This window comes from Rhodococcus sp. S3, assembly GCF_058211795.1.
The window spans coordinates 2,019,115-2,042,935 of record NZ_CM177074.1 but is presented as its reverse complement, the minus strand read 5'-3'; the positions used below and the strand labels follow the sequence as shown (position 1 = coordinate 2,042,935).

General features: G+C 69.1%; 23 protein-coding genes. 9 read left to right on the top strand and 14 right to left on the bottom strand.

What is annotated here, in order from left to right:
- Positions 1 to 42 precede the first annotated feature (42 nt).
- The gene (mqo, locus tag AC0LPE_RS09505; protein ID WP_490606087.1) at positions 43 to 1,569 is read right to left on the bottom strand and encodes a malate dehydrogenase (quinone); all 1,527 of its coding nucleotides are present in this window, start codon (positions 1,567 to 1,569) and stop codon (positions 43 to 45) included.
- A 187-nt stretch (positions 1,570 to 1,756) separates the two neighbouring features.
- On the opposite strand from mqo, the gene AC0LPE_RS09500 reads away from it, so the two are divergent.
- Positions 1,757 to 2,827: an alpha/beta hydrolase gene (locus AC0LPE_RS09500; RefSeq protein WP_016691210.1), complete on the top strand. Its 1,071-nt coding sequence runs from the start codon at positions 1,757 to 1,759 to the stop codon at positions 2,825 to 2,827.
- A complete protein-coding gene (gene mtr, locus AC0LPE_RS09495; RefSeq protein WP_016691211.1) occupies positions 2,824 to 4,197 on the top strand; it encodes a mycothione reductase in 1,374 nt (457 codons plus the stop codon). The genes AC0LPE_RS09500 and mtr overlap by 4 nt, the downstream gene beginning before the upstream one ends.
- A gap of 91 nt (positions 4,198 to 4,288) precedes the next feature.
- Here the strand turns inward: mtr and AC0LPE_RS09490 are convergent, their stop codons facing one another.
- Positions 4,289 to 4,855 (bottom strand): alpha/beta fold hydrolase, encoded by a 567-nt coding sequence (locus AC0LPE_RS09490; RefSeq protein ID WP_037189752.1) that lies wholly within the window; start codon positions 4,853 to 4,855, stop codon positions 4,289 to 4,291.
- 121 nt (positions 4,856 to 4,976) lie between these two features.
- On the opposite strand from AC0LPE_RS09490, the gene AC0LPE_RS09485 reads away from it, so the two are divergent.
- Genes AC0LPE_RS09485 through AC0LPE_RS09475 form a run of 3 tightly spaced genes read left to right on the top strand, consistent with a single transcriptional unit; the run spans position 4,977 to position 6,969 of the window.
- Positions 4,977 to 5,336, top strand: coding sequence for a GntR family transcriptional regulator (locus AC0LPE_RS09485; RefSeq protein WP_026060947.1), 360 nt, complete (start codon positions 4,977 to 4,979; stop codon positions 5,334 to 5,336).
- Positions 5,333 to 6,238 (top strand): ABC transporter ATP-binding protein, encoded by a 906-nt coding sequence (locus tag AC0LPE_RS09480; RefSeq protein ID WP_490606086.1) that lies wholly within the window; start codon positions 5,333 to 5,335, stop codon positions 6,236 to 6,238. Before AC0LPE_RS09485 ends, AC0LPE_RS09480 begins: the two co-directional genes overlap by 4 nt.
- Positions 6,235 to 6,969, top strand: a complete 735-nt coding sequence (locus tag AC0LPE_RS09475) for a hypothetical protein (RefSeq protein ID WP_430715521.1) — start codon at positions 6,235 to 6,237, stop codon at positions 6,967 to 6,969. The genes AC0LPE_RS09480 and AC0LPE_RS09475 overlap by 4 nt, the downstream gene beginning before the upstream one ends.
- 82 nt (positions 6,970 to 7,051) lie before the next feature.
- On the opposite strand, the gene map is transcribed toward AC0LPE_RS09475, so the two are convergent.
- Complete coding sequence (gene map / locus AC0LPE_RS09470; protein WP_120282274.1) at positions 7,052 to 7,909, bottom strand: type I methionyl aminopeptidase; 858 nt, start codon at positions 7,907 to 7,909, stop codon at positions 7,052 to 7,054.
- A gap of 66 nt (positions 7,910 to 7,975) precedes the next feature.
- Positions 7,976 to 9,619 (bottom strand): AMP-binding protein, encoded by a 1,644-nt coding sequence (locus tag AC0LPE_RS09465; RefSeq protein WP_160876478.1) that lies wholly within the window; start codon positions 9,617 to 9,619, stop codon positions 7,976 to 7,978.
- 108 nt (positions 9,620 to 9,727) lie between these two features.
- Here AC0LPE_RS09465 and AC0LPE_RS09460 point away from each other — a divergent pair, with 108 nt between their 5' ends.
- Both AC0LPE_RS09460 and AC0LPE_RS09455 read left to right on the top strand, forming a co-directional pair.
- Positions 9,728 to 10,591 (top strand): LuxR C-terminal-related transcriptional regulator, encoded by an 864-nt coding sequence (locus AC0LPE_RS09460; protein ID WP_490606085.1) that lies wholly within the window; start codon positions 9,728 to 9,730, stop codon positions 10,589 to 10,591.
- Between the two features lie 52 nt (positions 10,592 to 10,643).
- Positions 10,644 to 12,014, top strand: a complete 1,371-nt coding sequence (locus AC0LPE_RS09455; RefSeq protein WP_145691797.1) for an APC family permease — start codon at positions 10,644 to 10,646, stop codon at positions 12,012 to 12,014.
- Between the two features lie 7 nt (positions 12,015 to 12,021).
- On the opposite strand, the gene AC0LPE_RS09450 is transcribed toward AC0LPE_RS09455, so the two are convergent.
- From AC0LPE_RS09450 to dxr, 6 genes are all read right to left on the bottom strand, one after another.
- Positions 12,022 to 12,486 (bottom strand): MFS transporter, encoded by a 465-nt coding sequence (locus AC0LPE_RS09450; protein ID WP_490606084.1) that lies wholly within the window; start codon positions 12,484 to 12,486, stop codon positions 12,022 to 12,024.
- 108 nt (positions 12,487 to 12,594) lie between these two features.
- Positions 12,595 to 14,436 carry a penicillin-binding transpeptidase domain-containing protein gene (locus tag AC0LPE_RS09445; protein ID WP_490606083.1) on the bottom strand — a complete coding sequence of 614 codons (1,842 nt, stop codon included), beginning with the start codon at positions 14,434 to 14,436 and terminating at the stop codon, positions 12,595 to 12,597.
- Between the two features lie 32 nt (positions 14,437 to 14,468).
- Positions 14,469 to 15,305, bottom strand: coding sequence for a GNAT family N-acetyltransferase (locus AC0LPE_RS09440; RefSeq protein ID WP_145691800.1), 837 nt, complete (start codon positions 15,303 to 15,305; stop codon positions 14,469 to 14,471).
- 114 nt (positions 15,306 to 15,419) lie between these two features.
- Entirely contained in the window at positions 15,420 to 16,574 is a 1,155-nt protein-coding gene (ispG, locus tag AC0LPE_RS09435) for a flavodoxin-dependent (E)-4-hydroxy-3-methylbut-2-enyl-diphosphate synthase (RefSeq protein WP_016691224.1), read from the bottom strand.
- Positions 16,575 to 16,619: 45 nt separating this feature from the next.
- Positions 16,620 to 17,837 carry a M50 family metallopeptidase gene (locus AC0LPE_RS09430; RefSeq protein WP_490606082.1) on the bottom strand — a complete coding sequence of 406 codons (1,218 nt, stop codon included), beginning with the start codon at positions 17,835 to 17,837 and terminating at the stop codon, positions 16,620 to 16,622.
- Positions 17,838 to 17,852: 15 nt separating this feature from the next.
- Positions 17,853 to 19,022, bottom strand: coding sequence for a 1-deoxy-D-xylulose-5-phosphate reductoisomerase (dxr, locus tag AC0LPE_RS09425; protein ID WP_390889767.1), 1,170 nt, complete (start codon positions 19,020 to 19,022; stop codon positions 17,853 to 17,855).
- Positions 19,023 to 19,155: 133 nt separating this feature from the next.
- On the opposite strand from dxr, the gene AC0LPE_RS09420 reads away from it, so the two are divergent.
- A complete protein-coding gene (locus AC0LPE_RS09420) occupies positions 19,156 to 19,404 on the top strand; it encodes a DUF2631 domain-containing protein (RefSeq protein ID WP_120282265.1) in 249 nt (82 codons plus the stop codon).
- Between the two features lie 59 nt (positions 19,405 to 19,463).
- On the opposite strand, the gene rlmN is transcribed toward AC0LPE_RS09420, so the two are convergent.
- The gene (gene rlmN, locus AC0LPE_RS09415) at positions 19,464 to 20,573 is read right to left on the bottom strand and encodes a dual-specificity RNA methyltransferase RlmN (protein ID WP_160876488.1); all 1,110 of its coding nucleotides are present in this window, start codon (positions 20,571 to 20,573) and stop codon (positions 19,464 to 19,466) included.
- A 136-nt stretch (positions 20,574 to 20,709) separates the two neighbouring features.
- On the opposite strand from rlmN, the gene AC0LPE_RS09410 reads away from it, so the two are divergent.
- On the top strand, positions 20,710 to 21,549 hold the full coding sequence (locus tag AC0LPE_RS09410) for an HpcH/HpaI aldolase/citrate lyase family protein (protein WP_160876490.1): 840 nt from the start codon (positions 20,710 to 20,712) through the stop codon (positions 21,547 to 21,549).
- 6 nt (positions 21,550 to 21,555) lie between these two features.
- Here AC0LPE_RS09410 and AC0LPE_RS09405 read toward each other — a convergent pair whose 3' ends face one another.
- Genes AC0LPE_RS09405 through frr form a run of 3 tightly spaced genes read right to left on the bottom strand, consistent with a single transcriptional unit; the run spans position 21,556 to position 23,805 of the window.
- Positions 21,556 to 22,299 carry a class I SAM-dependent methyltransferase gene (locus tag AC0LPE_RS09405; protein ID WP_490606081.1) on the bottom strand — a complete coding sequence of 248 codons (744 nt, stop codon included), beginning with the start codon at positions 22,297 to 22,299 and terminating at the stop codon, positions 21,556 to 21,558.
- 7 nt (positions 22,300 to 22,306) lie between these two features.
- Complete coding sequence (locus tag AC0LPE_RS09400; RefSeq protein ID WP_490606080.1) at positions 22,307 to 23,245, bottom strand: phosphatidate cytidylyltransferase; 939 nt, start codon at positions 23,243 to 23,245, stop codon at positions 22,307 to 22,309.
- A 2-nt stretch (positions 23,246 to 23,247) separates the two neighbouring features.
- Positions 23,248 to 23,805, bottom strand: a complete 558-nt coding sequence (frr, locus tag AC0LPE_RS09395) for a ribosome recycling factor (protein WP_024100638.1) — start codon at positions 23,803 to 23,805, stop codon at positions 23,248 to 23,250.
- Between the last annotated feature and the right edge of the window lie 16 nt (positions 23,806 to 23,821).

The window sequence follows — 23,821 nt, the reverse complement described above, 5'->3', positions numbered from 1 at the left end:
GTGGCCCGGGCATCGCCTCGGGCCACAGGTGCAGTGATCGGATCAGACCGCGGCGGCCTCTGCGGGCGCCTCGGCGACGGTGTCGGAGACGACGTCGAGCTGCAGCGATTTCGTGCTGTGGTCCCAGACCTGGCGGAACAGGTCGGGGTTGTCGGACAGCTTCACGCCGAGCGACGGGACCATCTCGCGGAGCTTGGACTGCCAGCCCGCCCACTGCTGCGGGAAGCAGCGCTCGAGGACGTCGAGCATGGCCGGAACGGCCGTCGAGGCACCCGGTGACGCACCGAGCAGACCGGCGATCGATCCGTCGCCCGCGTTGACCACGGCGGTACCGAACTCGAGGACGCCGCCCGCACCCTTGCGGCGGATGACCTGCACGCGCTGACCGGCGACGATGAGCTCCCAGTCCTCGAGGCGCGCGTCGGGCACGAACTCGGCGAGGGTGCCGATGCGGTCGGCGGGCGACTGCATGAGCTCACCGACGAGGTACTTGACCAGGCCGAGCTCGGTGACGCCGACGCCGAGCATCGACATCAGGTTGCCGGGCTTGACCGACTTGGGCAGGTCCATGATGCCGCCCTGCTTGAGGAACTTGGGCGACCAGCCGGCGTAGGGACCGAAGAGCAGGCCCTGCTTGCCACCGATGACGCGGGTGTCGAGGTGCGGCACCGACATCGGAGGGGCACCGACTGCGGCCTTGCCGTAGACCTTGGCGCTGTGCTGCGCGATGACCTCGGGATTGGTGCAGCGCAGGAAGGCACCGGAGACGGGGAAGCCGCCGAAGCCCTTGATCTCCTTGATGCCCGACTTCTGCAGCAGGTGCAGCGCGCCACCGCCGGCGCCGACGAAGACGAACTTCGCCTGGACCTTGCGCGACTCGCCGGTGCGGCGGTTGCGGACCTTCACGATCCAGCTGCCGTCGGACTGCTTGGACACGTCGGTGACCTCGTGGCCGAAGAAGACGGTGCCGCCGGAGGCCGCGACGTGGTTGATGAGCTGCTTGGTGAGGGCGCCGAAGTCGACGTCGGTGCCGGTCTGCGTCCAGTTCAGGGCGACCGGGTCGGAGAAGTCGCGGCCCTTGCCCATCAGCGGCAGGCGCTCGGAGAAGACCTCGGGGTTCTCGGTGTACTCCATGCCCTCGAAGAGGGGGTGGCCGGCGAGGGCGTCGTAGCGGGCGCGCAGGTACTTCACGTTCTCGGCGCCGTGCACGAAGCTGACGTGCGGGACCGGGTTGATGAAGTTCTTCGGGTCGGACAGGATGCCGTTGTCGACGGCGTACGCCCAGAACTGACGCGAGACCTGGAACTGCTCGTTGACGTTGACGGCCTTCGCGATGTCGACCGAACCGTCCGGCTTCCCGGGGGTGTAGTTGAGCTCACACAGCGCGGAGTGGCCCGTACCGGCGTTGTTCCAGGGGTCGCTGCTCTCGGCGGCCGCTGCGTCGAGGCGCTCGAACGCGGTGATCGACCAGTCGGGCTGCACCTGACGCAACAACGCACCGAGGGTTGCGCTCATGATGCCCGCGCCCACGAGCACGACGTCGGTTTTCGCTACTACGTTCTCTGACACTGGGAAATCGACTTCCTTGTCTGGTTCGCACGCGCCGCCGAAGTACGGAGGTACCGTCTCGCGTGGGTGTCCCGTCAACGCGGCGCGCGAATGCGACCGACAGGTTACCCGCGCGTGGTCCGGCGTTTCATTTCACCTCATTGTGTACCCATGAGCGCTGGTCGGCGAACACACCTAGGGTGTGATAGTGACTACTTGGCGTCCTGACGTCCTCGGAGACGGCTACGAGCAGCTCGAACTGCCGCTGGGCACCGACCCCGACGGCGAAGGCGAGATCTCGGCGACCCTCGTGCGCTACCAGCCGACGACCACCGATCTCCCCGACCGTGCGGTGCTCTACGTCCACGGCTTCACCGACTACTTCTTCCAGCAGCACCTGGCCGAGCACTTCGCGGCGCGCGGCTACCGCTTCTTCGCGCTGGACCTGCGCAAGTGCGGCCGATCCCGGGCACCCGGGCACACTCCTCACTTCGTCACCGATCTCTCCCACTACGACGCCGAGCTCGACGAGGCGCTGCGCGTGGTCCGCGAGGAGGTCGGTGGCGGTGTGCTGCTGGCGGCCCACTCGACGGGCGGACTGGTCCTTCCGCTGTGGCTCGACCGGCTCCGTCGCCGTCCCGGGGGTGTGGCCGCGACGGGCATCGTGGGTCTCGTCCTGAACAGTCCGTGGTTCGACCTGCAGGGGCCGTCCTACCTGCGCAATGTCGGCACGGCAGCCATCGACGTCGTCGGCCGCCTGCGGCCCCGCGCGCTCATCCCGCTGCCGAAGACCGAGGCCTACGGACGCAGTCTGCAATCCGACGGCTGGCGCTACGACCTCGACTGGAAGCCCCTGGCCGGCTTCCCCGTCCGGTTCGGCTGGTTGCGTGCCGTGCGGCGGGGCCAGGCCGTCCTGCACCGCGGGCTCGACATCGGGGTGCCGTCGCTGATCCTGCGATCCGGTGCGTCGCGCTCCGCTCCGCGGTACGACGCGAGCGTCGACACCCTCGACGCCGTCCTCGATGTCCGCCAGATAGCCCGATGGGCGGGTTGCCTGGGCAACCGCACGACGATCGTGCCGATCGACGGTGCCCGTCACGACGTGTTCCTGTCCACACCCGGTCCCCTGGCGGAGGCCTTCCGGGAATTGGACCTGTGGCTGGAATGGTTGGACGGAGCGGACGAGGCGGACACCTCCGGTTCCCGAACCGAGACCGACGACTCCGCCGGCTCCGCCACCGTTTCCGTACTGCACCGACCCATGGGAGAGCACGCGTGACCCACTACGACCTCGCGATCATCGGCACAGGATCGGGGAACTCGATCCTCGACGAGCGGTACGACGGAAAGCGCGTCGCTCTCCTCGAAGAAGGCACCTTCGGGGGCACCTGCCTCAACGTGGGCTGCATCCCCACGAAGATGTACGTCTACGCCGCAGAGGTCGCCCACACGGTCCGCACCGCGTCGAAGTACGGTGTCGACGCGTCGATCGACGGGGTGCGGTGGAACGACATCGTCGACCGGGTGTTCGGTCGCATCGATCCCATCGCTGCGGGCGGTGAGCGCTACCGCCGCGAGGACTGCGCGAACGTCACCGTCTACGACGGTCACGCGCGGTTCGTCGGCGAACGCCGCATCGACACCGGAACCGGCGAGGTGATCACCGCGGATCAGGTGGTCGTCGCGGCCGGTTCGCGACCTGCGATCCCGCAGGACGTCCTCGATTCCGGTGTGAGATATCACACGAGTGACGACGTCATGCGGCTGCCGAAACTGCCCGAGTCCCTCGTGATCCTCGGGACGGGCTTCATCGCGATGGAGTTCGCCCACGTCTTCTCGGCGCTCGGCACGCGGGTGTCGGTGGTCGCGCGGACCGACCGGTTGCTGCGGCACCTCGACGCCGACGTCTCCGAGCGGTTCACGGCGCTCGCCGCGGCCAAGTGGGACGTCCACCTCGCCAACCCGGCCCGGGCGTTCCGTCCGGTCGGTGACGGAGTGGAGGTCGAACTCGCCGACGGCACCGTCGTGAGCGGCGACGCCCTGCTCGTCGCGACGGGCCGGCAGCCCAACGGAGACCTGCTCGACGCAGCGGCGGCCGGCATCGAACTCGATGCGAAGGGCCGGATCGTGGTCGACGAGTTCCAGCGCACGTCCGCTGCGGGCGTGTTCGCGCTCGGCGACGTGTCGTCGCCCTACCAGCTCAAGCACGTCGCCAACCACGAGGCGCGGGTCGTCCAGCACAACCTGCTGCACGACGCGTGGAGCGGCGGCACCGCGGGTCTGCAGCGGACGGATCACCGCTACGTCCCGTCCGCGGTGTTCACCGATCCGCAGATCGCGTCGGTCGGTCTCACCGAGGCCGAGGCCCGGCAGGCGGGATACGACATCTCCGTCAAGATCCAGGACTACGGGAACGTCGCCTACGGCTGGGCGATGGAGGACACCGAAGGCTTCTGCAAGCTGATCGCCGACCGGTCGACGGGTCTGTTGCTCGGCGCCCACATCATCGGGGCGCAGGCGTCGACGGTCATCCAGCCGCTCATCCAGGCGATGTCGTTCGGTCTGCCCGCGCGGGAGATGGCGACGGGCCAGTACTGGATCCACCCGGCGCTGCCCGAACTCGTCGAGAACGCCTTGCTGGGTCTCTGAACTCGCCGGGGTCTCCGAACTGTTGGGCCCCTGAGCACCTCATCGATGCCGTGTGGCCTGCTGCCCGTCCGGGCGGCAGGCCACACGCGTCTCACCAGCTTCCGGTGCGCAGCGCGATCGCGGACGCGAAGTCGGTGGGCGCCTCGGCGGGCACGTTGGCGACACCGGCGAGTTCGACCACCCGGAACTCCCCCGTCACGTAGCGCATCGACGCGTCCGCTTCGGGTCGGCGCGATGCATCGCCCACGACGACCGTGGTGGGCACCTCCGCGGGCGGCGCCGACTCGTCGCGCACCGTGCCGTCACGATCCGGGACCGCGGGATGGCCGCGGTCGGCGACCACCAGGCTCGCGAACCGTCCGAAGCGCCCTGCGGCGACGGCCCATGCCAGCTCGGCTCCCGCGCCGCTGCCCGCCAGATGAACCCAGGGCAGGGCGAGGGCGTCCAGTAGGGCGAACACGTCGGCGGGCGCGAGTCCGTCGATCTTCTCGACCACGATCGTCCGCAGGTCGGACGTGTGCAGCCGCTCGCACACGACGTCGTACACACCCGCGTCCTCCCCCGCGTCGGGGAAGAGCAGCACCGTGTAACGACTTTCGGGGCCGCCGATCCGAACCTGCACGTCCCCACCGGGCGTGGTCACCGTCCTCGATTCCATGGGCAAACGCTACATGGCCGCGGTCCGTGCTCCGCCTCTTGCCGTATCGACGACGAGGTCCTATGGTTCATTACATGAGTAATGAACCGATGCACCTGCCTGCGGGCCGCGGGGCGTCGTGCTGAACGACGAGGGCAAGCCCCTCTTCCAACAGATCGCCGAGCTCATCGAGAACTCGATCGTCGACGGCAGCCTCGCGGAGGAATCGCAGGTTCCCTCGACGAACGAGCTCGCGGCCTTCCACCGCATCAACCCGGCCACGGCCGCGAAAGGCCTCAACGCCCTGGTCGCCGACGGGATCCTCTACAAGAAACGAGGAATCGGCATGTTCGTCACCACCGGTGCCCGCGACAAACTGATCGCCCGCCGACGGGATCGGTTCGCCCAGCAGTACGTCGTCCCGCTCGTCCTCGAGGCCGAGAAACTCGGAATCGGCATCGACGAGCTCAAGTCCATGCTCGACACACGGGAGCACGTATGACCATCACTCCGCCCGTCGTCCGCGCACGTCACCTCGGCATGCGGTTCGGGGACGTCGCCGCCCTCACCGACGCCGACTTCACACTCCACCGGAACACGATCTACGGCCTGCTCGGCCGCAACGGCGCCGGCAAGACCACCCTCATGCAGCTGCTCGCGGGCCACATGCGTCCCACGACCGGCAGCGTCGAGGTGTTCGACGCCGATCCGTACGAGAACACCGCGGTGCTCCAGCAGTTGTGCTTCGTCGCCGACACCCAGCGCTATCCCGACGACATGCGCGTCGGGCACGTGCTCGCCTCGGCGGAACTGCTTCTGCCGCTGTGGGATCGGGAGTACGCGCAGCGGCTGGCCGAGAAGTTCGCGCTGCCCTGCGGACGCAAGGTCAAGAAGCTCTCCCGCGGCATGAGTTCCGCACTGGGCATCGTGGTGGGTCTCGCGTCGCGCGCACCGGTGACGATCTTCGACGAACCGTATCTCGGTCTCGACGCCGTGGCCCGGCAGATGTTCTATGACGAACTTCTGCTCGACTACGCGGAGCGGCCGCGCACGATCGTGTTGTCGACCCACCTGATCGACGAGGCCGCCGACCTGCTCGAACACATCCTCGTGCTCGACCGCGGACATCTCGTCGTCGACGAGGACACCGACACGCTGCGCACCCGCGCCGCACAGGCGACCGGCCCGGCGGACGAGGTGGCGCGGATCGTCGGCGACAGCACCGTCCTGCACACGGAGAGCCTCGGCGGTGTCGCCCGCACGGCCTTCCTCCGCAACGACGCGGACGAACTCCCCCATGCCTCCGGACGTGTGGACGTGCAACCGATCTCGCTCCAGGACCTCGTGGTCCACCTCCACCGGACACCCGAGACCGCCACCACGAACGAGGAGGCATCGCTGTGACCACCGCGATCCCGTTGCCCGCCCCGGTCACCACCGGGTCGGCGCGTGTCCTGTCCGTCGCCCGCCTGCAACTCGTCTCGTGGCCGCTGTTCGTCGCGTGGCCCGTCGGACTGCTGATCACCTCGGCCCTCATCCCGTGGGTGATCTTCTCCCTCGTCGACACGGGTGCGGAGTACAACGTCACCGGCAGCATGCTGTCGGTCTACGGCTTCGTCGTCGCCTTCTACCTCCTGGCGATGACCCAGATGTTCTCGTTCGCACTGCGTCTCGGTTCCACGCGATCGCACTACATGCAGTCGATGGTCGCGATCGCGGTGGCCCAGTCGGCGGTGTTCGCGATCGCCTTCCAGCTCCTCTCGGTGCTCGAGGCCGCGACCGGGGGCTGGGGTGTGGACATGCGGATGTTCGGGATCCTGCGTTTCGTCACCGACAGTTCCGTGGTGCAGTTCCTTGGCTTCTTCGCCACGATGCTCCTGATCGTCGCGTTGTCGATGCTCACCGGCGCGATCCAGCACCGTTGGCGTGCAACGGGTCTGCTCACGGCTGCCGCGTCCGTCGTCGTGATCGGCGGTCTCGCCGCGATCCTCGTCACGTGGACCCGGTCGTGGTCGTCGCTGTGGTCGTGGATCGTCGACACGTCGCCGACGACGACCCTGGTGGTCCTTCCCCTGCTGGTCGCCGCGGTGTGCGTGGGTGCGACCTGTCAGGTCGTCCGCAACGCGGCACCCTAGGCCGGCCGCCTTCCGGAACAGGTTCGGCCCCGACCCTTTCCGGGTCGGGGCCGAACTCCGTGCTCGCTCCAGCGAGCGGAGGTCACGGCAGGGTGAGGATCTCGGCGCCGGTATCGGTGACGACGATGGTGTGCTCGAACTGCGCGGTCCACTTGCGGTCCTTGGTGACGACCGTCCAACCGTCGTCCCAGATCTCGTAGTCGGGCGTACCGAGGTTGATCATCGGTTCGATGGTGAACACCATGCCGGGCTCGATGATCGTGTCGATGTCGGGCCGGTCGTAGTGCAGGATCACCAGGCCGTTGTGGAAGGTCTCGCCGATGCCGTGGCCGGTGAAGTCGCGGACGACGCCGTAGCCGAAGCGGTTGGCGTAGGACTCGATGACCCGGCCGATGACGTTGAGGGCCCGGCCCGGCTTGACCGCCTTGATGCCGCGCATCGTCGCCTCGCGGGTGCGATCGACGAGCAGACGGACGTCCTCGGAGACGTCGCCGGCCAGGAAGGTCGCGTTGGTGTCGCCGTGGACGCCGTCGATGTAGGCGGTGACGTCGATGTTGACGATGTCGCCGTCCTCGACGACGGTCGAGTCGGGGATGCCGTGGCAGATGACCTCGTTGAGCGAGGTGCAGCACGACTTGGTGAAGCCGCGGTAACCGAGGGTCGACGGGTAGGCGCCGTGGTCGCACATGTACTCGTGCGCGATGCGGTCGATCTCGTCGGTGGTCACGCCGGGCGCGACGGCCTTACCGGCCTCCACGAGGGCCTGCGCGGCGATCTTCGACGCGAGTCGCATCTTCTCGATCGTCTCGGGTGTCTGCACCCACGGCTCGTTGCCTTCCTTCGCCGTGGGCTTCCACACGTACTCCGGCCGTTCGATCGACGCGGGCACCTCCCGGACGGGAGTCGGAGTGCCGGGGACGAGCGGAGCGCGGGTAGCCATGACTTCCAGATTAGCTGCCGCGCCCCGCTCCCCCGTCATCCACCGATCGAGCGGTCGTGCACCGAATCAGCCGACGGCGCCCGCCTGGCGCAACTTGAAGCGCTGGACCTTGCCGCTCGGCGTCTTGGGCAGGTGCGGCACGAAGTGCACCGTGCGCGGGTAGGCGTGGGCGGCGTACTTCTGCTTCACGAGCTTCTGGAGCTCCGCCTCGAGCGCGTCGTCGCCCTCGACACCCTCCCGCAGCACCACGAACGCCTCGAGGACCTCACCCCGCAGTTCGTCCGGCAGCCCCACCACGGCGGCCTCGATCACGTCGGGGTGCATCACGAGCACCGACTCGACGTCGAACGGGCCGATGCGGTAACCGGCCATGATGATCACGTCGTCGTCGCGGGACGAGAAGAAGAAGAATCCGTTCTCGTCGACCTTGCCGGCGTCGCCGGTCAGGTACCAACGGCCGTCCTCGCTGAACCGGTCGGCGGTCTTCTCGGGGGCGTCGACGTAGCCGGTGAACCACACGAGCGGGCTCGCATGCACATCGATCGCGACGCGCCCGACCTCACCCGGCTCGGCGATCTCGTCGCTGTCCTCGCGCAGCACCGCGCAACTCCAGCCCGGCAGCGGCTTGCCCATCGAACGCGCCGGGGTGTCCTCGCGCAGTTCGTCCGCCCACGCGTCGACGACGAACATGCCGTGTTCGGTCTGTCCGTACTGGTCGCGCACCACGACACCGAGGGTCTCCTGCGACCACTCGAGGACGTCCGGGGTCAGCGGCTCACCGGCCGAGGAGGCACGACGCAGCCGGACCGGCGGGTGCTCGGCGGTGTCGGCCTTGAGGCTGCGGTAGACCGTCGGGGCCGCCGCGAAGTTGGTCACCCCGAAGGTGTCGAGGATCTGCCAGGTGAGCGCGGGCGAGAAACCGGCGTGCAGCAGGAGGCTGCGCCGACCGGCCGCGAGCGGCCCGAGCAGCGCGTAGTAGAGCCCGTACGCCCATCCCGGATCGGCCGCGTTCCAGAAGACGTCGTCCTCGCGCACGTCGAGGCCGAACTCCAGGTAGGCGTGGAAGGACGCCAGCGCCTTCACCGGGACGGGGACACCCTTGGGAGTGCCGGTCGTGCCGGAGGTGAACAGCTGGACCAGACGCCCCTCGGCGCCGACGGCGACGGCCTCGCCACGCGGGTCGTCGGCCGACTGCGCGGCGATCAGTTCGCCGAAGTCGCGGCCCTCACGACCGGACGCGTCTGCGTCGCCCTGGCCGGCCACGACGACCTGCCACGGCACCTCGGCTGGAAGATCCGATCCGGCGGCGAGCTTGCCGGCCTGATCCCGATCGGCCACGACCACCTTGGTGCCGCTCGCGTCGAGCCGGAAGGCGATCGCCGGCGGGGCGAAGGCGGTGAAGAGCGGCACGTGCACGGCGCCGCGACGCCAGATACCGAGAACCGCGACCACCAGGTCTGCCGACTTGCCCATGAGCGTCGCGACGTGGTCGCCGGGTTCGACACCGAGATCCGCCAGCGCCGCGGCGAAGCGGGCCGACCGTTCGCGGAGCTCACCGTAGGTGAGATCCGTCGAGCTCAGGTCGGCATCGACGACGGTGAACGCCACCGCGTCGGCGGGATGGTCGTCGCACAGCAGTCGGGCTGCGCAGGCGTCTGCCGTGTCGTACCGCTCGAGCAGTGTCCGCACGCGGCTCGCTGTGTCGCCCATTGTGGTCCTTTCGTCCGTACCGGCCAGGGTGTTCCCGATCTGGGGAGCACACCCGTTCGACGTCTATGATTCGAGTCACACCATGTTCCCCGATACCCCCGGAAAGGGGTGGCGTTCGTGTCGTCCTCCTCGTCGGCGCTGCTGCGTCCCCGCGACGGTGATGCCCTGCGCGGTGAACTCCGCCGCACCGCGGCGCAGGCCCAGCTGCCGGTGGTCTTCGCCGGCGAGGTCCAGCAGGGATCGCTGCAACTCAGCGAATTCTTCGGCACCCGCACCAACAGCCTGGCCGGGGTCGTGGTGCCTCCGCGGGCGGGTCTCGGCGGTCGCGTCCTCGCGGAGTCGCGGGTGGTGACGGTGTCGGACTACGGTCGCTCCGCGTCGATCACGCACCACTTCGACCGTCCCGTTCTGTACGAGGGATTGCGGTCCATCCTCGCGGTGCCGGTACTCGTCGAGGGCAAGGCCCGCGCGGTGTTGTACGGCGCCGCGCGCGAGTCCGCGCCCGTCGGCGATCGGGCTGTGACGGCGTTCGCGCAGGCGGCGGCTCGTCTCGCGCACGAGATCGAGGTGCGCGACGAGGTCGATCGGCGACTCGCGATGCTCGAGCGGTCGTCCGGCGACCGCGATCCCGTCGCGACTGCGCAGGTCCGCGAGGTCCATGCCGATCTGCGGGTGCTCGCGCAGGGCACGACCGATCCGGCGCTGCAGGAGAAGCTCCGCTCGTTGTCCGACCGTCTCGCCGGGGTGCTCGACGGAACGGAACCGGAACCGACGGACGTCGTGCTGTCCCCCCGCGAGACCGACGTGCTGTCCCATGTGGCGCTGGGGTGCAGCAACGCCGAGATCGCCCAGCGCCTGTCGGTCGGCGCCGAGACGGTCAAGAGCTACCTGCGCAGCGCCATGAGCAAGCTCGACGTCCATTCCCGCCACGAGGCCGTCGTCGCCGCGCGAAAATCGGGTCTGCTGCCCTGAATCCGGTCGGTCCCCGCCGGCGGTGGACAGGGTGCGCGGAAGGGGGCCTGCGGTGGCCGAGACGACCGACTCACCCCAGCTCGTCCGCGTTCTCGGGCCGGGTCTGCTCCTGCTGTTCGTCATCGGCGACATCCTGGGCACCGGCATCTACGCCCTCACCGGGGAGGTCGCGAACGAGGTCGGTGGCGTGGTGTGGCTGCCGTTCCTCGTCGCGTTCGCCGTCGCGACGGTGACGGCGTTCAGCTATCTGGAGCTGGTCACGAAGTATCCGCGGGCGGCCGGAGCGGCGCTCTACACGCACAAGGCGTTCGGCGTGCACTTCCTGACCTTCCTGGTGGCCTTCGCCGTGATGTCCTCGGGCATCACCTCTGCCGCCACGGCTGCGCGGGCGTTCGCCGCGAACTTCGCCGAGGCCTTCGGACTCGACCTGGCCGGCACGGCCGGGATCACCGTGATCGCGCTGGTCTTCGTCCTCGTCCTGGCGGTGATCAACTTCCGCGGGGTCGCCGAGAGCGTGAAGACCAATGTGGTGCTCACGATGATCGAGTTGGGCGGCCTGCTCATCATCGTCGCGATCGGCATGTGGGCGTTGGGTTTCGGCGGCGGCGATTTCTCGCGTGTGGTCGAGATCGATCCCGGCGACCGGTCCGTCTTCTCCGCGGTGGTCGCGGGGACAGCCCTGGCTTTTTTCGCGATGGTGGGATTCGAGGACTCGGTGAACATGGCCGAGGAATGCAAGGAGCCCACCCGGATCTTCCCCCGGATGCTGCTGCTCGGCCTGGGTCTCGCTGCGCTGGTGTACGTGCTCGTGTCGATCACCGCGATCGCGCTCGTCCCGCCCGACGAACTCGGGGCGGGCGAGACGCCCTTGCTGCGGGTGGTCGAGGTCGGCGCCCCGGCGTTCCCGGTCGGGATCTTCGCCTTCGTCACGATGTTCGCGGTGGCCAACACCGCGCTGATCAACATGCTGATGGCGAGCCGGCTGATCTACGGCATCGCCCGCGAGGACGTCCTGCCCGCCGTCCTGGGGCGGGTGCACCCGACCCGCCGCACGCCCTATGTCGCGATCGTGTTCACGACGCTGCTCGCGGTCGGTCTCGTCGTCTTCGTCGGCGGGGTGCCCGAACTCGGGGGTACGACGGCGCTGCTCCTGCTGGGGGTGTTCGCGATCGTCAACGTCGCGGCCCTGGTCCTGCGCCGGGACCACGTGGAGCACCGGCACTTCCGCGCGCCGACGATCCTTCCGGTGCTCGGGGCGACCAGTTGCCTGTTCCTCGTCCTACCGTGGGTCGACCGGCCTGCGACCCAGTACCGGACGGCCGGGGTGCTGCTCGGGATCGGCGTGGTGCTGTGGCTGGTGACGCGACTCGCGGGCCGGCGCGACGGCCGGCCCGCGAGTACGACGGATCGTGAGGAGAGCTGAGGGTCCGTCAGCGGTTGCGGACCAACGCCATCGAGCCGAGGCCGAGGACGGCGGTGACGAGCATGGCGAGGGACATGGGGACCGCGGTGTCCTCACCCCAGGCGCCGACGATCGGAGCGACTACGGCCGCCAGCAGGAACTGGAGGGCGCCGAGGAGCGCCGAGCCGGTGCCGGCAGCGTGCCGGACCTGACCGAGAGCGAGGGTCGCGGCGTTGGCGAGCACCAGCCCGAGGCTCGCGACGCCGAACCACAACGCCACTATGGTCACTCCGAGGACGGGTCCCGCGAGGGCGTTGACGGTGAGCACGGCGGACCAGAAGACGAGCAGCGCCGACCCGATGCCGAGCAGCCGGTGCGGGGTCGTGCGCTGGAGCAGCTTCTGGTTCACCACATTGCCGAGGCTGATGCCTACGGCGTTGAACGCGAACAGCAGGGTGAACCAGCCGGTCGACAGGCCGTGGATCTTCTGCATGACGAACGGCGACGCGATGGATCCGGTCGATGCCGCCGAACTCGTCGCGGCGGCACCGCTGCTCGAACAGCTCGCCGCCCTCGCCGAGGATCCGGCCCTGGCCTGAGCTCAGGCTCCCTCGTCGTACTCCGGCGGCAGGGCGGCGAACATGTCGCGGGTGACCGCGACCGCGTTGTCGGAGCTGCCGCCGCGCACGACGAGCGTCGCGAACGCCAGATCGCCGCGGTAGCCGACGAACCACGAGTGCGACCCGCCCTCGACCTCGGCCTCGCCGGTCTTGCCGTAGACGTCGCCCTGGTCCCGGATACGGTCGGCGGTACCGCTCGTGATCACCAAGCGCATCATCTCGCGCAGACCCTCCACCATCTCCGGCGTCACCGGCGGCGGCGAACCGTTCACAACCGTCTCGCGACCCGCGATGAGATAGGGCACCGGAGTACGGCCGGCGGCGACCGTCGCCGCGGTGAGCGCCATCCCGAACGGGCTCACGACCACCTTGCCCTGACCGAAACCGTCCTCGGTCCGTTCGACGAGATCCTCCGCGGGCGGAACCGATCCGGTGAAGGTCGGCATCCCCACCACCTCGTAGTCCACACCGATACCGAACTGCGAGGCGGCGACGGTCAGCGCGTCCGGGGCCATCTCGGAGGCGAGCTTGGCGAAGGAGGTGTTGCAGGATCGGGCGAAAGCGGTGGCGAGAGAGACCGTCCCGAGCTCGAACTCGTTGTAGTTCGGCACGCTCCGCTCGCCGATCGTGATGCGACCGGGGCACGGCACCATCGTGTTCGGGGTCGCGCGACCCTCGGCGATCGCCGCACCCGAGGTGACGATCTTGAACGTCGAGCCCGGGGGGTACTGGCCGGCCAGCGCGACCGGCCCGTCCCTGTCGGCGGCCTTGTTCTGAGCCACCGCCAGCACCGCACCCGTGGACGCCTCGATCACGACCGTCATCGCCTGCTCGGTGCGGGCATCGACGGCCGCCTGAGCCGCGAGCTGGAGGGGACGGTCGAGGCTGACCGAGAACGACGGCACCGGCTGCGGCGGCGTCTCGGTGAGCACCCCGGTGTCCACGCCGTACTGGTTCACCACGACGACGCTCCACCCGGCCGTGCCGTCGACCTCGTCGATGACGGTCTTCTTGATCTGGCCCACGAGATCAGGCGCGAAGTTGCGATCGGTCGCGACGAGGTCGGCCTGCTCGGTCACCACGACACCGTCGATCCCGGCGAGACGTGGGGCGACGCGCTCGTAGTCGTCCTCGCGCAGTCGCATCACCGACCGCGGCCCGGACGAGGCCGTCACCGATTCCGCGATCGCCTGCGCCGTGAGCGAGGAATCGAACTCCGACAACGTCGACGCGAGCTGTCGTGCCGCACCGGCGACGTCGGTGGTCTGCGAGGCGTCGAAGGCGATGCCGTAGACCGTGCCGGGGACGAGGATGTCGCTGCCCGCGTGCTCGTTGACCCGGGCGCGCGGCGCCGGGCTGCTGCGGAGCTGCATGGTCTGCCGTTCGCCGAGCTGCGGGTGCAGCGCGGATTTCGCCCACCGCACGATCCAGTCGTTCCCGCTGCGCCCCATGTTGAGCTCACCGGTGTACTGCCACACCCGTTCCTTCGGCAGGTGCCACTCGTAGTTGTAGCCCACGGTCGCGGAGTCGCCGCCGATCCGGGTGGATGTCGTGGTGGCGGTGAGGGATTCGGCCTGAAGCCCGTCCAGGACTTCCTGCATCGCGACGGCCGCGTCGTCGGGGCGGTCGGTGCGGTCCGCCGCCGACGCGACGTCCTGAGCGGCGAACGAGTCGAGAAACGCCTGGGCGGCGGCCTCCGGCCCGGCCGGGCGCGGCGTGCACGCGACGGCCAGGCCGAGGAGCACGACGGCCACCGACAGCACAGCGCCGATCCGGAGTGCGCGTGCGTACGGGGATGCCGGGGTGGAACTTCGAGGTCTCATCGCCCGTCATCGTAGGCAGAGCCGACGGGAAATCAGTCGAGCAGCACCGTGGAGAACGTCGCGACCTGGCGGAAACCCGCGCGGGCGTAGGCTCCGCGGGCCGGGGCGTTGAAACTGTTGACGTAGAGGCTGGGCAGGCGACCGCTGCGAGCAACCGCGCAGGCCACGGCGGCGGTGCCGATCGTGCCGAGGCCCGAACCTCGATGCGCGGGATCGACCCAGACGCCCTGGATCTGGCCCACCGTGGACGACTGGGAGCCCACCTCCGCCTTGAACACCACCTGTCCGTCCTCGAATCGCGCCCAGGCGCGTCCCGCCGCGATGAGGCTCGCGACGCGGCGCCGGTAACCCGCACCGCCGTCGCCGGTGCGCGGGTCGATACCGACCTCCTCGATGAACATCGAGATCGCGGCCGGCAGATAGACATCGAGTTCCTCGGGCCGCACGGGACGGACCTGCGGGTCGGGTTCGACGAGCGGCTCGCGGTCGAGAACGAGGAGGGGTTGTTCGGCCCTCACCTCGCGGGGAGCGCCCCACGCCGATTCGAGCCGCTCCCACATCGGCAGCGCGTACTCGGCGCGACCGACGATGGACGAACACAGTCGCGGCCCGCGACTCGCGCGCTCGGCGAACGCCTGGATGTCGTCGGGACTGCCCAGCAGCGGAATGAGGTTCGCGCCGGAGAAGCACAGCGAGGTCTCGGGGCCGCCGCGGCTCCACATCTCACCGCCGACGGCACGCCCGTCGAGTCCGTACTCCTCGACGCGGCCGGCCACCATGCACGCGGCCACGGGGTCGCGGGAGAGCACCCGGAGCACCGCGGCGGTGTCACGTCCACCCAACGACCGGACACCCAGAAGCTTGAGCACTCGCTCACCACCCGTCGACAAGCCGATACGAGATCAGAGTGCCATGCCGGACGGCGGCGTGGAAACCTGAGTCCTCGAAAGTGAGAGAACGCCGTCCCGTGCGCCCCACCCGTATCAGCCGACCGACACCACGGGGCCGCCGCCCGAGGCGTTGCCTTCCATCTCGTCGGCGATGCGCATCGCTTCCTCGATGAGGGTCTCGACGATCTGCGCCTCGGGCACGGTCTTGATGACCTTGCCCTTGACGAAGATCTGGCCCTTGCCGTTTCCGGAGGCCACACCGAGGTCCGCCTCACGAGCCTCACCGGGTCCGTTGACGACGCACCCCATCACCGCGACCCGCAGCGGCACCTCCATGCCCTCGAGTCCGGCGGTGACCTCGTTGGCGAGGGAGTAGACGTCCACCTGGGCGCGCCCGCAGGACGGGCAGGAGACGATCTCGAGCTTGCGGGGACGCAGGTTCAGCGACTGCAGGATCTGCGTGCCGACCTTGATCTCCTCGGCGGGCGGCGCCGACAGCGACACGCGGATGGTGTCGCCGATGCCCTCGCTGAGCAGCGCGCCGAAGGCGACGGCCGACTTGATGGTGCCCTGGAAGGCGGGGCCGGCCTCGGTCACGCCGAGATGCAGCGGGTAGTCGCACTGCGCGGCGAGCTGCCGGTAGGCCTCGACCATCACGACGGGGTCGTTGTGCTTGACGGAGATCTTGATGTCGCCGAAGCCGTGTTCCTCGAACAGGCTCGCCTCCCACAGGGCGGATTCGACGAGCGCCTCCGGCGTGGCCTTGCCGTACTTGGCGAGCAACCGGGGGTCGAGGGAACCGGCGTTGACGCCGATACGGATGGGGATCCCGGCATCGCCGGCCGCCTTGGCGACCTCCTTGACGCGACCGTCGAATTCCTTGATGTTGCCGGGATTGACGCGCACGGCCGCGCAGCCGGCGTCGATCGCGGCGAAGATGTACCGCGGCTGGAAGTGGATGTCGGCGATCACCGGGATCTTGCTCTTCTTCGCGATGATCGGGAGCGCGTCGGCGTCCTCCTGACGCGGGCACGCCACACGCACGATGTCGCAGCCGGACGCCGTGAGCTCCGCGATCTGCTGGAGGGTGGCGTTCACGTCGTGCGTCTTCGTGGTGGTCATCGACTGCACGGACACCGGATGATCGCTGCCGACGCCGACATTTCCGACCATGAGCTGGCGGGTCTTGCGTCGGGGTGCGAGGACCGCAGGAATTTCGGGCATGCCCAATCCGACGGGGCTGGTCACAGTTCGCCTTCTTTCGTCGCTACTCGGCAAGTCTACCGGCGCAGATCAGAACAGCTTGATGGGGTTGACGATGTCTGCTGTGAGGGTGAGCACCATGTAGGCGCCCCCGATGACCACCGCCACATAGGTCAGCGGCAGCAGTTTCATGTAGTCCACGGGCGGGCCGACCGGCAGTCCGCGCAGGCCGCGCAGCCAGTTCCGGGCCTTCTCGTAGATCGCGACGGCCATGTGCCCGCCGTCGAGCGGCAGCAGCGGGAGGAGGTTGAACGCACCGAGGAAGAAGTTCAGCTGTGCGAGCAACAACACGAACGACTCCCAGATGCCGCGCTCGGCGAACTGGCCGCCGATGACGCTGGCGCCGACGACGCTGACCGGGGTGTCGACCGCACGCTCTCCCCCGGTGACCGCCGCCCACAGGTCGGCGACCTTGCTCGGCAGGCTCACGAGCGCCTCGGCCGTGCGGACCGCCAGGTAACCGGTGAAGTCGAAGGTCGCGGGGATCGCCGAGAGCGGCGTGTACTCGATGATTCCCGGCTCTCCCCCGACACCGATCGCACCGACGGTGCGGGAGACGGGTTCGGCGTCGGGCGACTCGCTCTCGTAGACCCAGCGCTGGACCTGCTGGACCGTGACCGGCACGGTGAGGGTCTCCTCGCCGCGTTCGACGGTGAACGGCACGGTGCCCGACAGGGGCTGCGTGGCCCGGACGAGGTCGCCGAAGGTCTCGACGGACTGCCCGTCCACGGCGACGATCACGTCGCCCGGTTCGATGCCGGCCTGCTCGGCCGGACCGGGACCCGAGCAGTCGGCCGGGGTGTAATCGGGCGGGCCGTCCTGGGTCGGCGCGGCACAGCCGACGGTGCCGACCACCGCGCGGTTGTCGGTGTTGGGCAGCCCCGCACTGGCGGCGAGGCCGTAGATGAGCACGATGCCGAGCAGGAAGTTCATCGCGATGCCACCCGACATCACGACGAGGCGCTTCCACGTCTTCTGCTTGTACATCGCGCGCTCGACCTCGTCGGGCGCGAGTTCGTCCAGGGCCGTCATGCCGGCGATGTCGCAGAACCCGCCGGCCGGAACCGCCTTGAGACCGTATTCGGTCTCACCGCGGCGGAAGGCGAACACGCGGGGGCCGAACCCGATGTAGTAGCGCCGGACCTTCATGCCCAGCTTCTGCGCGGTCCACATGTGGCCGGCCTCGTGCAGGGCGATGGAGATGGCGATGCCGAGGGCGAACAGCACCACGCCCAGTACGAACATCATGAGTGGCCGATCCTCCTATACGAGTGTGCGCGCCCGGTCGCGGGCCCAGCCGTCGGCGGCGAGCACGTCGTCCACGGTACTGGGTTCGGCGGACCACTCGTGTGCGTCGTTCAGCACGGCCTCGACGGTCTGCACGATCCGCGGGAACGACAGCGTCCCCGCGAGGAACGCCTCGGCGGCGACCTCGTTGGCCGCGTTGTAGACGGCGGTGAGGCATCCGCCGCCCACGCCCGCCTGGCGCGCGAGCCGCACGGCCGGGAAGACGTCGTCGTCGAGGGGTTCGAACTCCCAGGTGGACGCGGTCGAGAAGTCGAGTGCCGGGGCGGCGTGCGGAACGCGGTGCGGCCAGCCGAGGGCCAGCGCGATCGGCAGCTTCATCGACGGCGGCGACGCCTGGGCCAGGGTCGACCCGTCGACGAAGGTGACCATCGAGTGCACGATCGACTGCGGGTGCACCGTCACGTCGATCCGGTCGTAGTCCACGCCGAAGAGCAGGTGGGTCTCGATGAGTTCGAGTCCCTTGTTGACGAGGGTCGCCGAGTTGAGGGTGTTCATCGGTCCCATCGACCAGGTGGGGTGGGCGCCGGCCTGTTCGGGAGTCACCGATTCGAGGCGGTCGGCGGTCCAGCCGCGGAACGGACCGCCCGAGGCGGTGAGCACGAGACGCGCCACCTCGTCGCCGGTGCCGCCGCGCAGGCACTGCGCAAGCGCGGAGTGCTCCGAGTCGACCGGCACGATCTGGCCCGGCGCCGCCGCCTTCGTGACGAGCGAGCCGCCCGCGACCAGCGACTCCTTGTTCGCCAACGCGAGTCGCGCACCGGTGTCGAGCGCCGCGAGCGTCGGTTCGAGGCCGAGGGAGCCGACGAGGGCGTTGAGCACGACGTCGGCCTCGACCTCGCGCACGAGCTCGGTGACAGCGGTCCGGCCGCTCCGAACCGGCAGGTCGAGACGTGCGGCGGCGTCGGGGTCGGCCACGGCGACCTCGCGGACACCCGTTGCGCGGATCTGCTCGGCGAGCAGATCCGTCTTGCCTCCGCCCGCGGCGAGACCGACGACTTCGAAGTCGTCGGGGTTGGCGGCGATCACGTCGAGTGCCTGGGTACCGATGGAACCGGTACTACCCAGCAGGAGCACCCGGGTGCGGGAAGAAGATCGAGTGTCGGCCACGCGAGCATTGTTCCCCACGCACCTGAACGGTTCCTGAACCGCCCGGTCTCCACCTCTCGACAGGCGCCACACGCATGCCCCGCTTCGTACGACGCGGGGTCGTATGTCACGATAAGCAGCAACAGCAGCATCTGGTGAGCAGGAGGAAACCGTGGCCGGTACCGAGTTGCAGTCCACTCGTGGTGATGTGGCGGCGGAAGTGCCGTCCGCCGAGTGGGGTTGGAGCGGGGAAGCCCCCAAGTTCTTCCGCGTGATGGCTTTGATCGTGGCGGCGTTCCTGCTGCTGATGCTGATCGGCAATCACGAAGGCCATGTCGAGAGCCTGTACCTCATCGGTTCGGCGGCTCTGCTGGTGTTCATCGTCGCGCGCGATGCGGTGCGTCGCCGCCGGTTGCGCTAGTCCATCGACGAAAGGGCCCGTCCGGAATTCTCCGGACGGGCCCTTTCGTGTCTGTCGGCTCAGCCTTCCGCGGCGAGCTGACCGCACGCTGCGGCAATCTCCTGGCCGCGGGTGTCGCGGACGGTGCACGACACGCCCTGGGCCTGCACGCGCCGCACGAACTCGCGTTCGACGTCCTTCGGGCTGGCATCCCACTCGCTGCCCGGGGTGGGGTTGAGCGGGATGAGGTTCACGTGCACGAGCGACCCGAGAGCCTTGTGGAGCTTCTTGCCGAGCATGTCGGCGCGCCACGGCTGGTCGTTGACGTCGCGGATGAGGGCGTACTCGATCGAGACGCGCCGGCCGGTCTTGTCGGCGTAGTACCGCGCCGCCTCGAGGACCTCGGCGACCGACCACCGGTTGTTGACCGGGACGAGGGTGTCGCGCAGTTCGTCGTCCGGGGTGTGCAGCGACACCGCGAGGGTGACGCTGAGCCCTTCGTCGGCGAAGCGGCGGATGGCCGGTGCGAGTCCCACCGTGGAGACGGTGACCGAACGCTGCGACAGACCGAGGCCTTCGGGCGCAGGTGAGGTGATGCGCCGCACCGCCGCGACCACGCGCTTGTAGTTCGCGAGCGGCTCGCCCATGCCCATGAACACGACGTTCGACAACCGTCCCGGTCCGCCGGCGACGTCGCCGTCGCGCAGGGCAGCGGCGGCCGCGCGCACCTGGTCGACGATCTCGGCCGTGGACAGGTTGCGGTCGAGACCGCCCTGGCCGGTCGCGCAGAACGGGCATGCCATGCCGCATCCGGCCTGGCTGGAGATGCACAGCGTGGCGCGATCGGGATAGCGCATGAGGACGCTCTCGAGCAGGGTGCCGTCGTGGGCGCGCCACAGGGTCTTGCGGGTCTCGCCTCCGTCGCACGCGATGTGCCGGACCGCGCTGAGCAGAGGCGGGAACAACGCCTCCCCCACCTTGTCGCGGACGGCGGCGGGCAGATCGGTCATCTTCGCCGGATCGGCCTCGAGCCGCCCGTAGTACTGGCGGGCGAGCTGGTCGGCGCGGAAGGCCGGAAGCCCCAGTTCGCGCACCGCATCACGACGCTGATCTGCGTCGAGGTCGGCGAGATGGCGCGGCGGAAGACCACGCTTGGGTGCATCGAAGACCAGGGGCAGGGAAGAAGCCATAATCACCTATTGTCCCATGATCCGGGACGGATGGGTCCGGGCGTTGCTGTGATACTCGCCCCCATTCCCGGGCCGGTGTCACCGGTCGGTCTCCCTCACGCCGAGTCGCCCGGGCGCGGAGGGGGAATACGGGAGCATGGACATCATGACCGGTCTCGTCGCTCCCGAAGTCGCACGCTCGTGGTTGCTCGTTCCGGGCCGCTCCCCCGATCTCTTCGACACCGCCGCCGACTCGCCGGCGGATGCGGTGGTGCTCGACCTCGAGGATGCCGTACCCGCCGCGGCCAAACCCGCTGCTCGCGAAGGCATCGTGGCGTGGCTGCGCGAGGGTGGGAAGGCCTGGGTGCGGGTCAACGACGCCACCACGTCGTTCTGGGCCGACGATCTCGCCGCACTCGCCGGCCTCCCGGGCCTGCAGGGCGTCATGCTCGCGAAGGCGGAGAGTGGTCACCAGGTCGAGGCCACCGCAGATCTGCTGCCGGAGGGCACGCGCATCCTCGTGTTGATCGAGTCGGCGATGGGTCTCGAGGCGGCTCCCGAGATCGCCCGTGCGGAGGGCACCTTCCGCCTGGTCTTCGGCAGCGGCGACTTCCGGCGCGACACCGGCATGAGCGACAGCCCGATGGCGATGGCGTACGCGCGGTCGAGGTTGGTCATCACGAGCCGCGCCGCGCGCCTGCCGGGACCCATCGACGGACCCACACTCAGCGACGACCCCGAGGTCCTCGAACGTGAGGCCGAGCTGACCCGCTCGATGGGGATGACCGGCAAATTGTGCATGACCGGCGAACGCGCGTCGTACGCGAACGTGGCTCTGAGCCCGAACAGCACGGACGTGGACTGGGCGGAAGGCATCATCGACAAACTCGGTGAGGACGGACGCAACGTCCGCGACGGCAGCGACCTGCCGAACCTCGCGAAGGCGAAGAAGATCACCGAGCTGGCGCGAATGTTCGGTATCGGCCGGTCGCGCTGACCGCTCTCAGCTCAGTTCCAGGCCCAGGGGTCTGCGGCGCACGTGCAGCCGGTAGCGGACGGTGAGCGTCGTGCCGGGTGTCTCGCGGATCGCCCGGGTCGCGACGCGTGGTGCGAACTCGATGCCGAGCACCCGCTCGAGGGTCGCTCGGTCCGGAAACTCCCACAGCGTGTCGACGCGGCGCAGATCGAATCCCTGCGCCTCGAAGAACGCCTCGACCGCGGCCGGGTCGTAGTGCGGCAGGTCGTCGCGCATCCAGTCGCCGTAGGGATGGGCGGTGGCGTCGAGATCGACGACGGCGAGCGCGCCGCCCGGACGCAGCACACGCATCGCCTCGAGGATTCCGGCGCCGCACCCCGGGCCGAAGAAGTAGGCGGTGCGGGCGTGGACGAGATCGACCGAAGCGTCGGGAAGCGGCATGTGAGCCGCGGAGCCTTCCGTCACGGTGACCGACGGAAGACCGTCCACGCGGATGCGGGCCGCGGCGACCAGCGGCGGATGCGGTTCGATCCCGGTCACCGTGCGTGCGTCGGCCGCGAACATCGGAAGGTGGAAACCCGAACCGCACCCGACGTCGACGACGTCGCGGCCGGTCCAGTCCGCGGCCTCCCGCAGCGCCGCGTACACGGCGCCGCGGGGATCCTGCGCGCGGTTCTCCTCCTCGTACACCTCGGGCCAGTGCCAGATGTTGGGGCTGGCGATCACACCACTCCCCGACTTCGGCGCACGAAGCTTCGACGAACGCACCATCGGGCGACTACACGAAGGCCGTGAGGATCAGCCAGGTGACGAAGGCCGACGGCAGGATCGAGTCGAGCCGGTCCATGATGCCGCCGTGGCCGGGCAGCAGGGTGCCCATGTCCTTGATGCCGAGATCCCGCTTGACCTGCGACTCGATGAGATCGCCGGCCGTCGCCGTCACCACGAGCACGGCGCCGAGCAGCAGACCGGCCCACCACGGGCCGTCGAGCAGGAAGACGACGGTGAGGACACCGACCGCGATGCAGGCCACCAACGACCCGGCGAAACCTTCCCACGACTTCTTCGGGCTGATCGCCGGGACCATCGGGTGCTTGCCGAACAGGACACCCGAGGCGTAGCCACCGATGTCCGACGCGACACAGACGAGCATCAGGCAGAACACGCGCTGGGCGCCTTGATCCTGGAGGACCATGAGGGTCGCGAACGACGCCAGCAGCGGCAACCAGGCCGCGACGAAGACCGCGACCGCGGTGTCGCGCAGGTAGTTGCGTGGTTGCGCGACGAGACCGTGGTCGAACAGCCGCCACAGCATCGTCACGACGACCGTGCCCGCGAACGCACCGAGCACACCCGTCGTGCCGTACGGCCAGCCGAGCCAGATCATCGCCTGGCCACCGGCCAGCAACGGCAGTCTGGGGACGAGCACGTCGGCCTCACGCAGCCGCTTGGTGACCTCCCAGGTCGCGATGCCGATGGCGATCGCGACCACGGCGAGCCACGCCTTCGGGGCGAACAGCAGAATCCCGATGACGAGCGCGCCCAGACCCCCGCCGACCGCGAAAGCGGCCGGCAGGTCGCGTCCCGCCCGTGAGGGTTTCTTCACCGGCTCCGACGCGGGGTCGGGGGCCGGTGCCGGGTCTGCAGGGGTGGCACCGGAGTCGGCTCCGGCACCGAGTGGAAGCTGCGGGTCGGAGGACCCGTCGGCTCGACCCACTGTCAGACCTCCATCAGTTCGGCTTCCTTGTGCTTGATCAACTCGTCGATCTGACCGACGTACTTGGCGGTCGTCTTGTCGAGTTCCTTCTCGGCGCGGTTCACGTCGTCCTCGCCGGCCTCGCCGTCCTTCTGGATACGTCCGAGTTCCTCCATCGCCTTGCGGCGGACGTTGCGCACGGCGACCTTGGCGTCCTCACCCTTGGCCTTGGCCTGCTTGACGAGTTCGCGACGACGCTCCTCGGTGAGCTGCGGGACCGAGATGCGGATGATGTTGCCGTCGTTGGTGGGGTTGACACCGAGATCGGAGTTACGGATCGCGGTCTCGATCGCGTTCAGCTGCGAGGCCTCGTACGGCTTGACGATGACCATGCGCGCCTCCGGAACATTGATGCTGGCGATCTGCGTGATCGGCGTGGGAGCCCCGTAGTAGTCGACGACGATGCGGTTGAACATGCCCGGGTTCGCGCGACCGGTCCGGATGCCACCCAGATCGTCCCGGGCCACCGTGACGGCCTTCTCCATCTTCTCTTCTGCTTCGAAGAGGGCTTCATCGATCACGGCAGTTCCTCCATGT

Excerpts from the sequence above, each read along its gene's own strand:
- AC0LPE_RS09405 (WP_490606081.1), bottom strand. The coding sequence starts at position 22,299 with ATGGTGCGTTCGTCGAAGCTTCGTGCGCCGAAGTCGGGGAGTGGTGTG.
- AC0LPE_RS09410 (WP_160876490.1), top strand. The coding sequence starts at position 20,710 with ATGGACATCATGACCGGTCTCGTCGCTCCCGAAGTCGCACGCTCGTGG.
- rlmN (WP_160876488.1), bottom strand. The coding sequence starts at position 20,573 with ATGGCTTCTTCCCTGCCCCTGGTCTTCGATGCACCCAAGCGTGGTCTT.
- AC0LPE_RS09480 (WP_490606086.1), top strand. The coding sequence starts at position 5,333 with ATGACCATCACTCCGCCCGTCGTCCGCGCACGTCACCTCGGCATGCGG.
- AC0LPE_RS09490 (WP_037189752.1), bottom strand. The coding sequence starts at position 4,855 with ATGGAATCGAGGACGGTGACCACGCCCGGTGGGGACGTGCAGGTTCGG.
- map (WP_120282274.1), bottom strand. The coding sequence starts at position 7,909 with ATGGCTACCCGCGCTCCGCTCGTCCCCGGCACTCCGACTCCCGTCCGG.
- AC0LPE_RS09445 (WP_490606083.1), bottom strand. The coding sequence starts at position 14,436 with ATGAGACCTCGAAGTTCCACCCCGGCATCCCCGTACGCACGCGCACTC.
- AC0LPE_RS09465 (WP_160876478.1), bottom strand. The coding sequence starts at position 9,619 with ATGGGCGACACAGCGAGCCGCGTGCGGACACTGCTCGAGCGGTACGAC.
- AC0LPE_RS09450 (WP_490606084.1), bottom strand. The coding sequence starts at position 12,486 with ATGCAGAAGATCCACGGCCTGTCGACCGGCTGGTTCACCCTGCTGTTC.
- AC0LPE_RS09430 (WP_490606082.1), bottom strand. The coding sequence starts at position 17,837 with ATGATGTTCGTACTGGGCGTGGTGCTGTTCGCCCTCGGCATCGCCATC.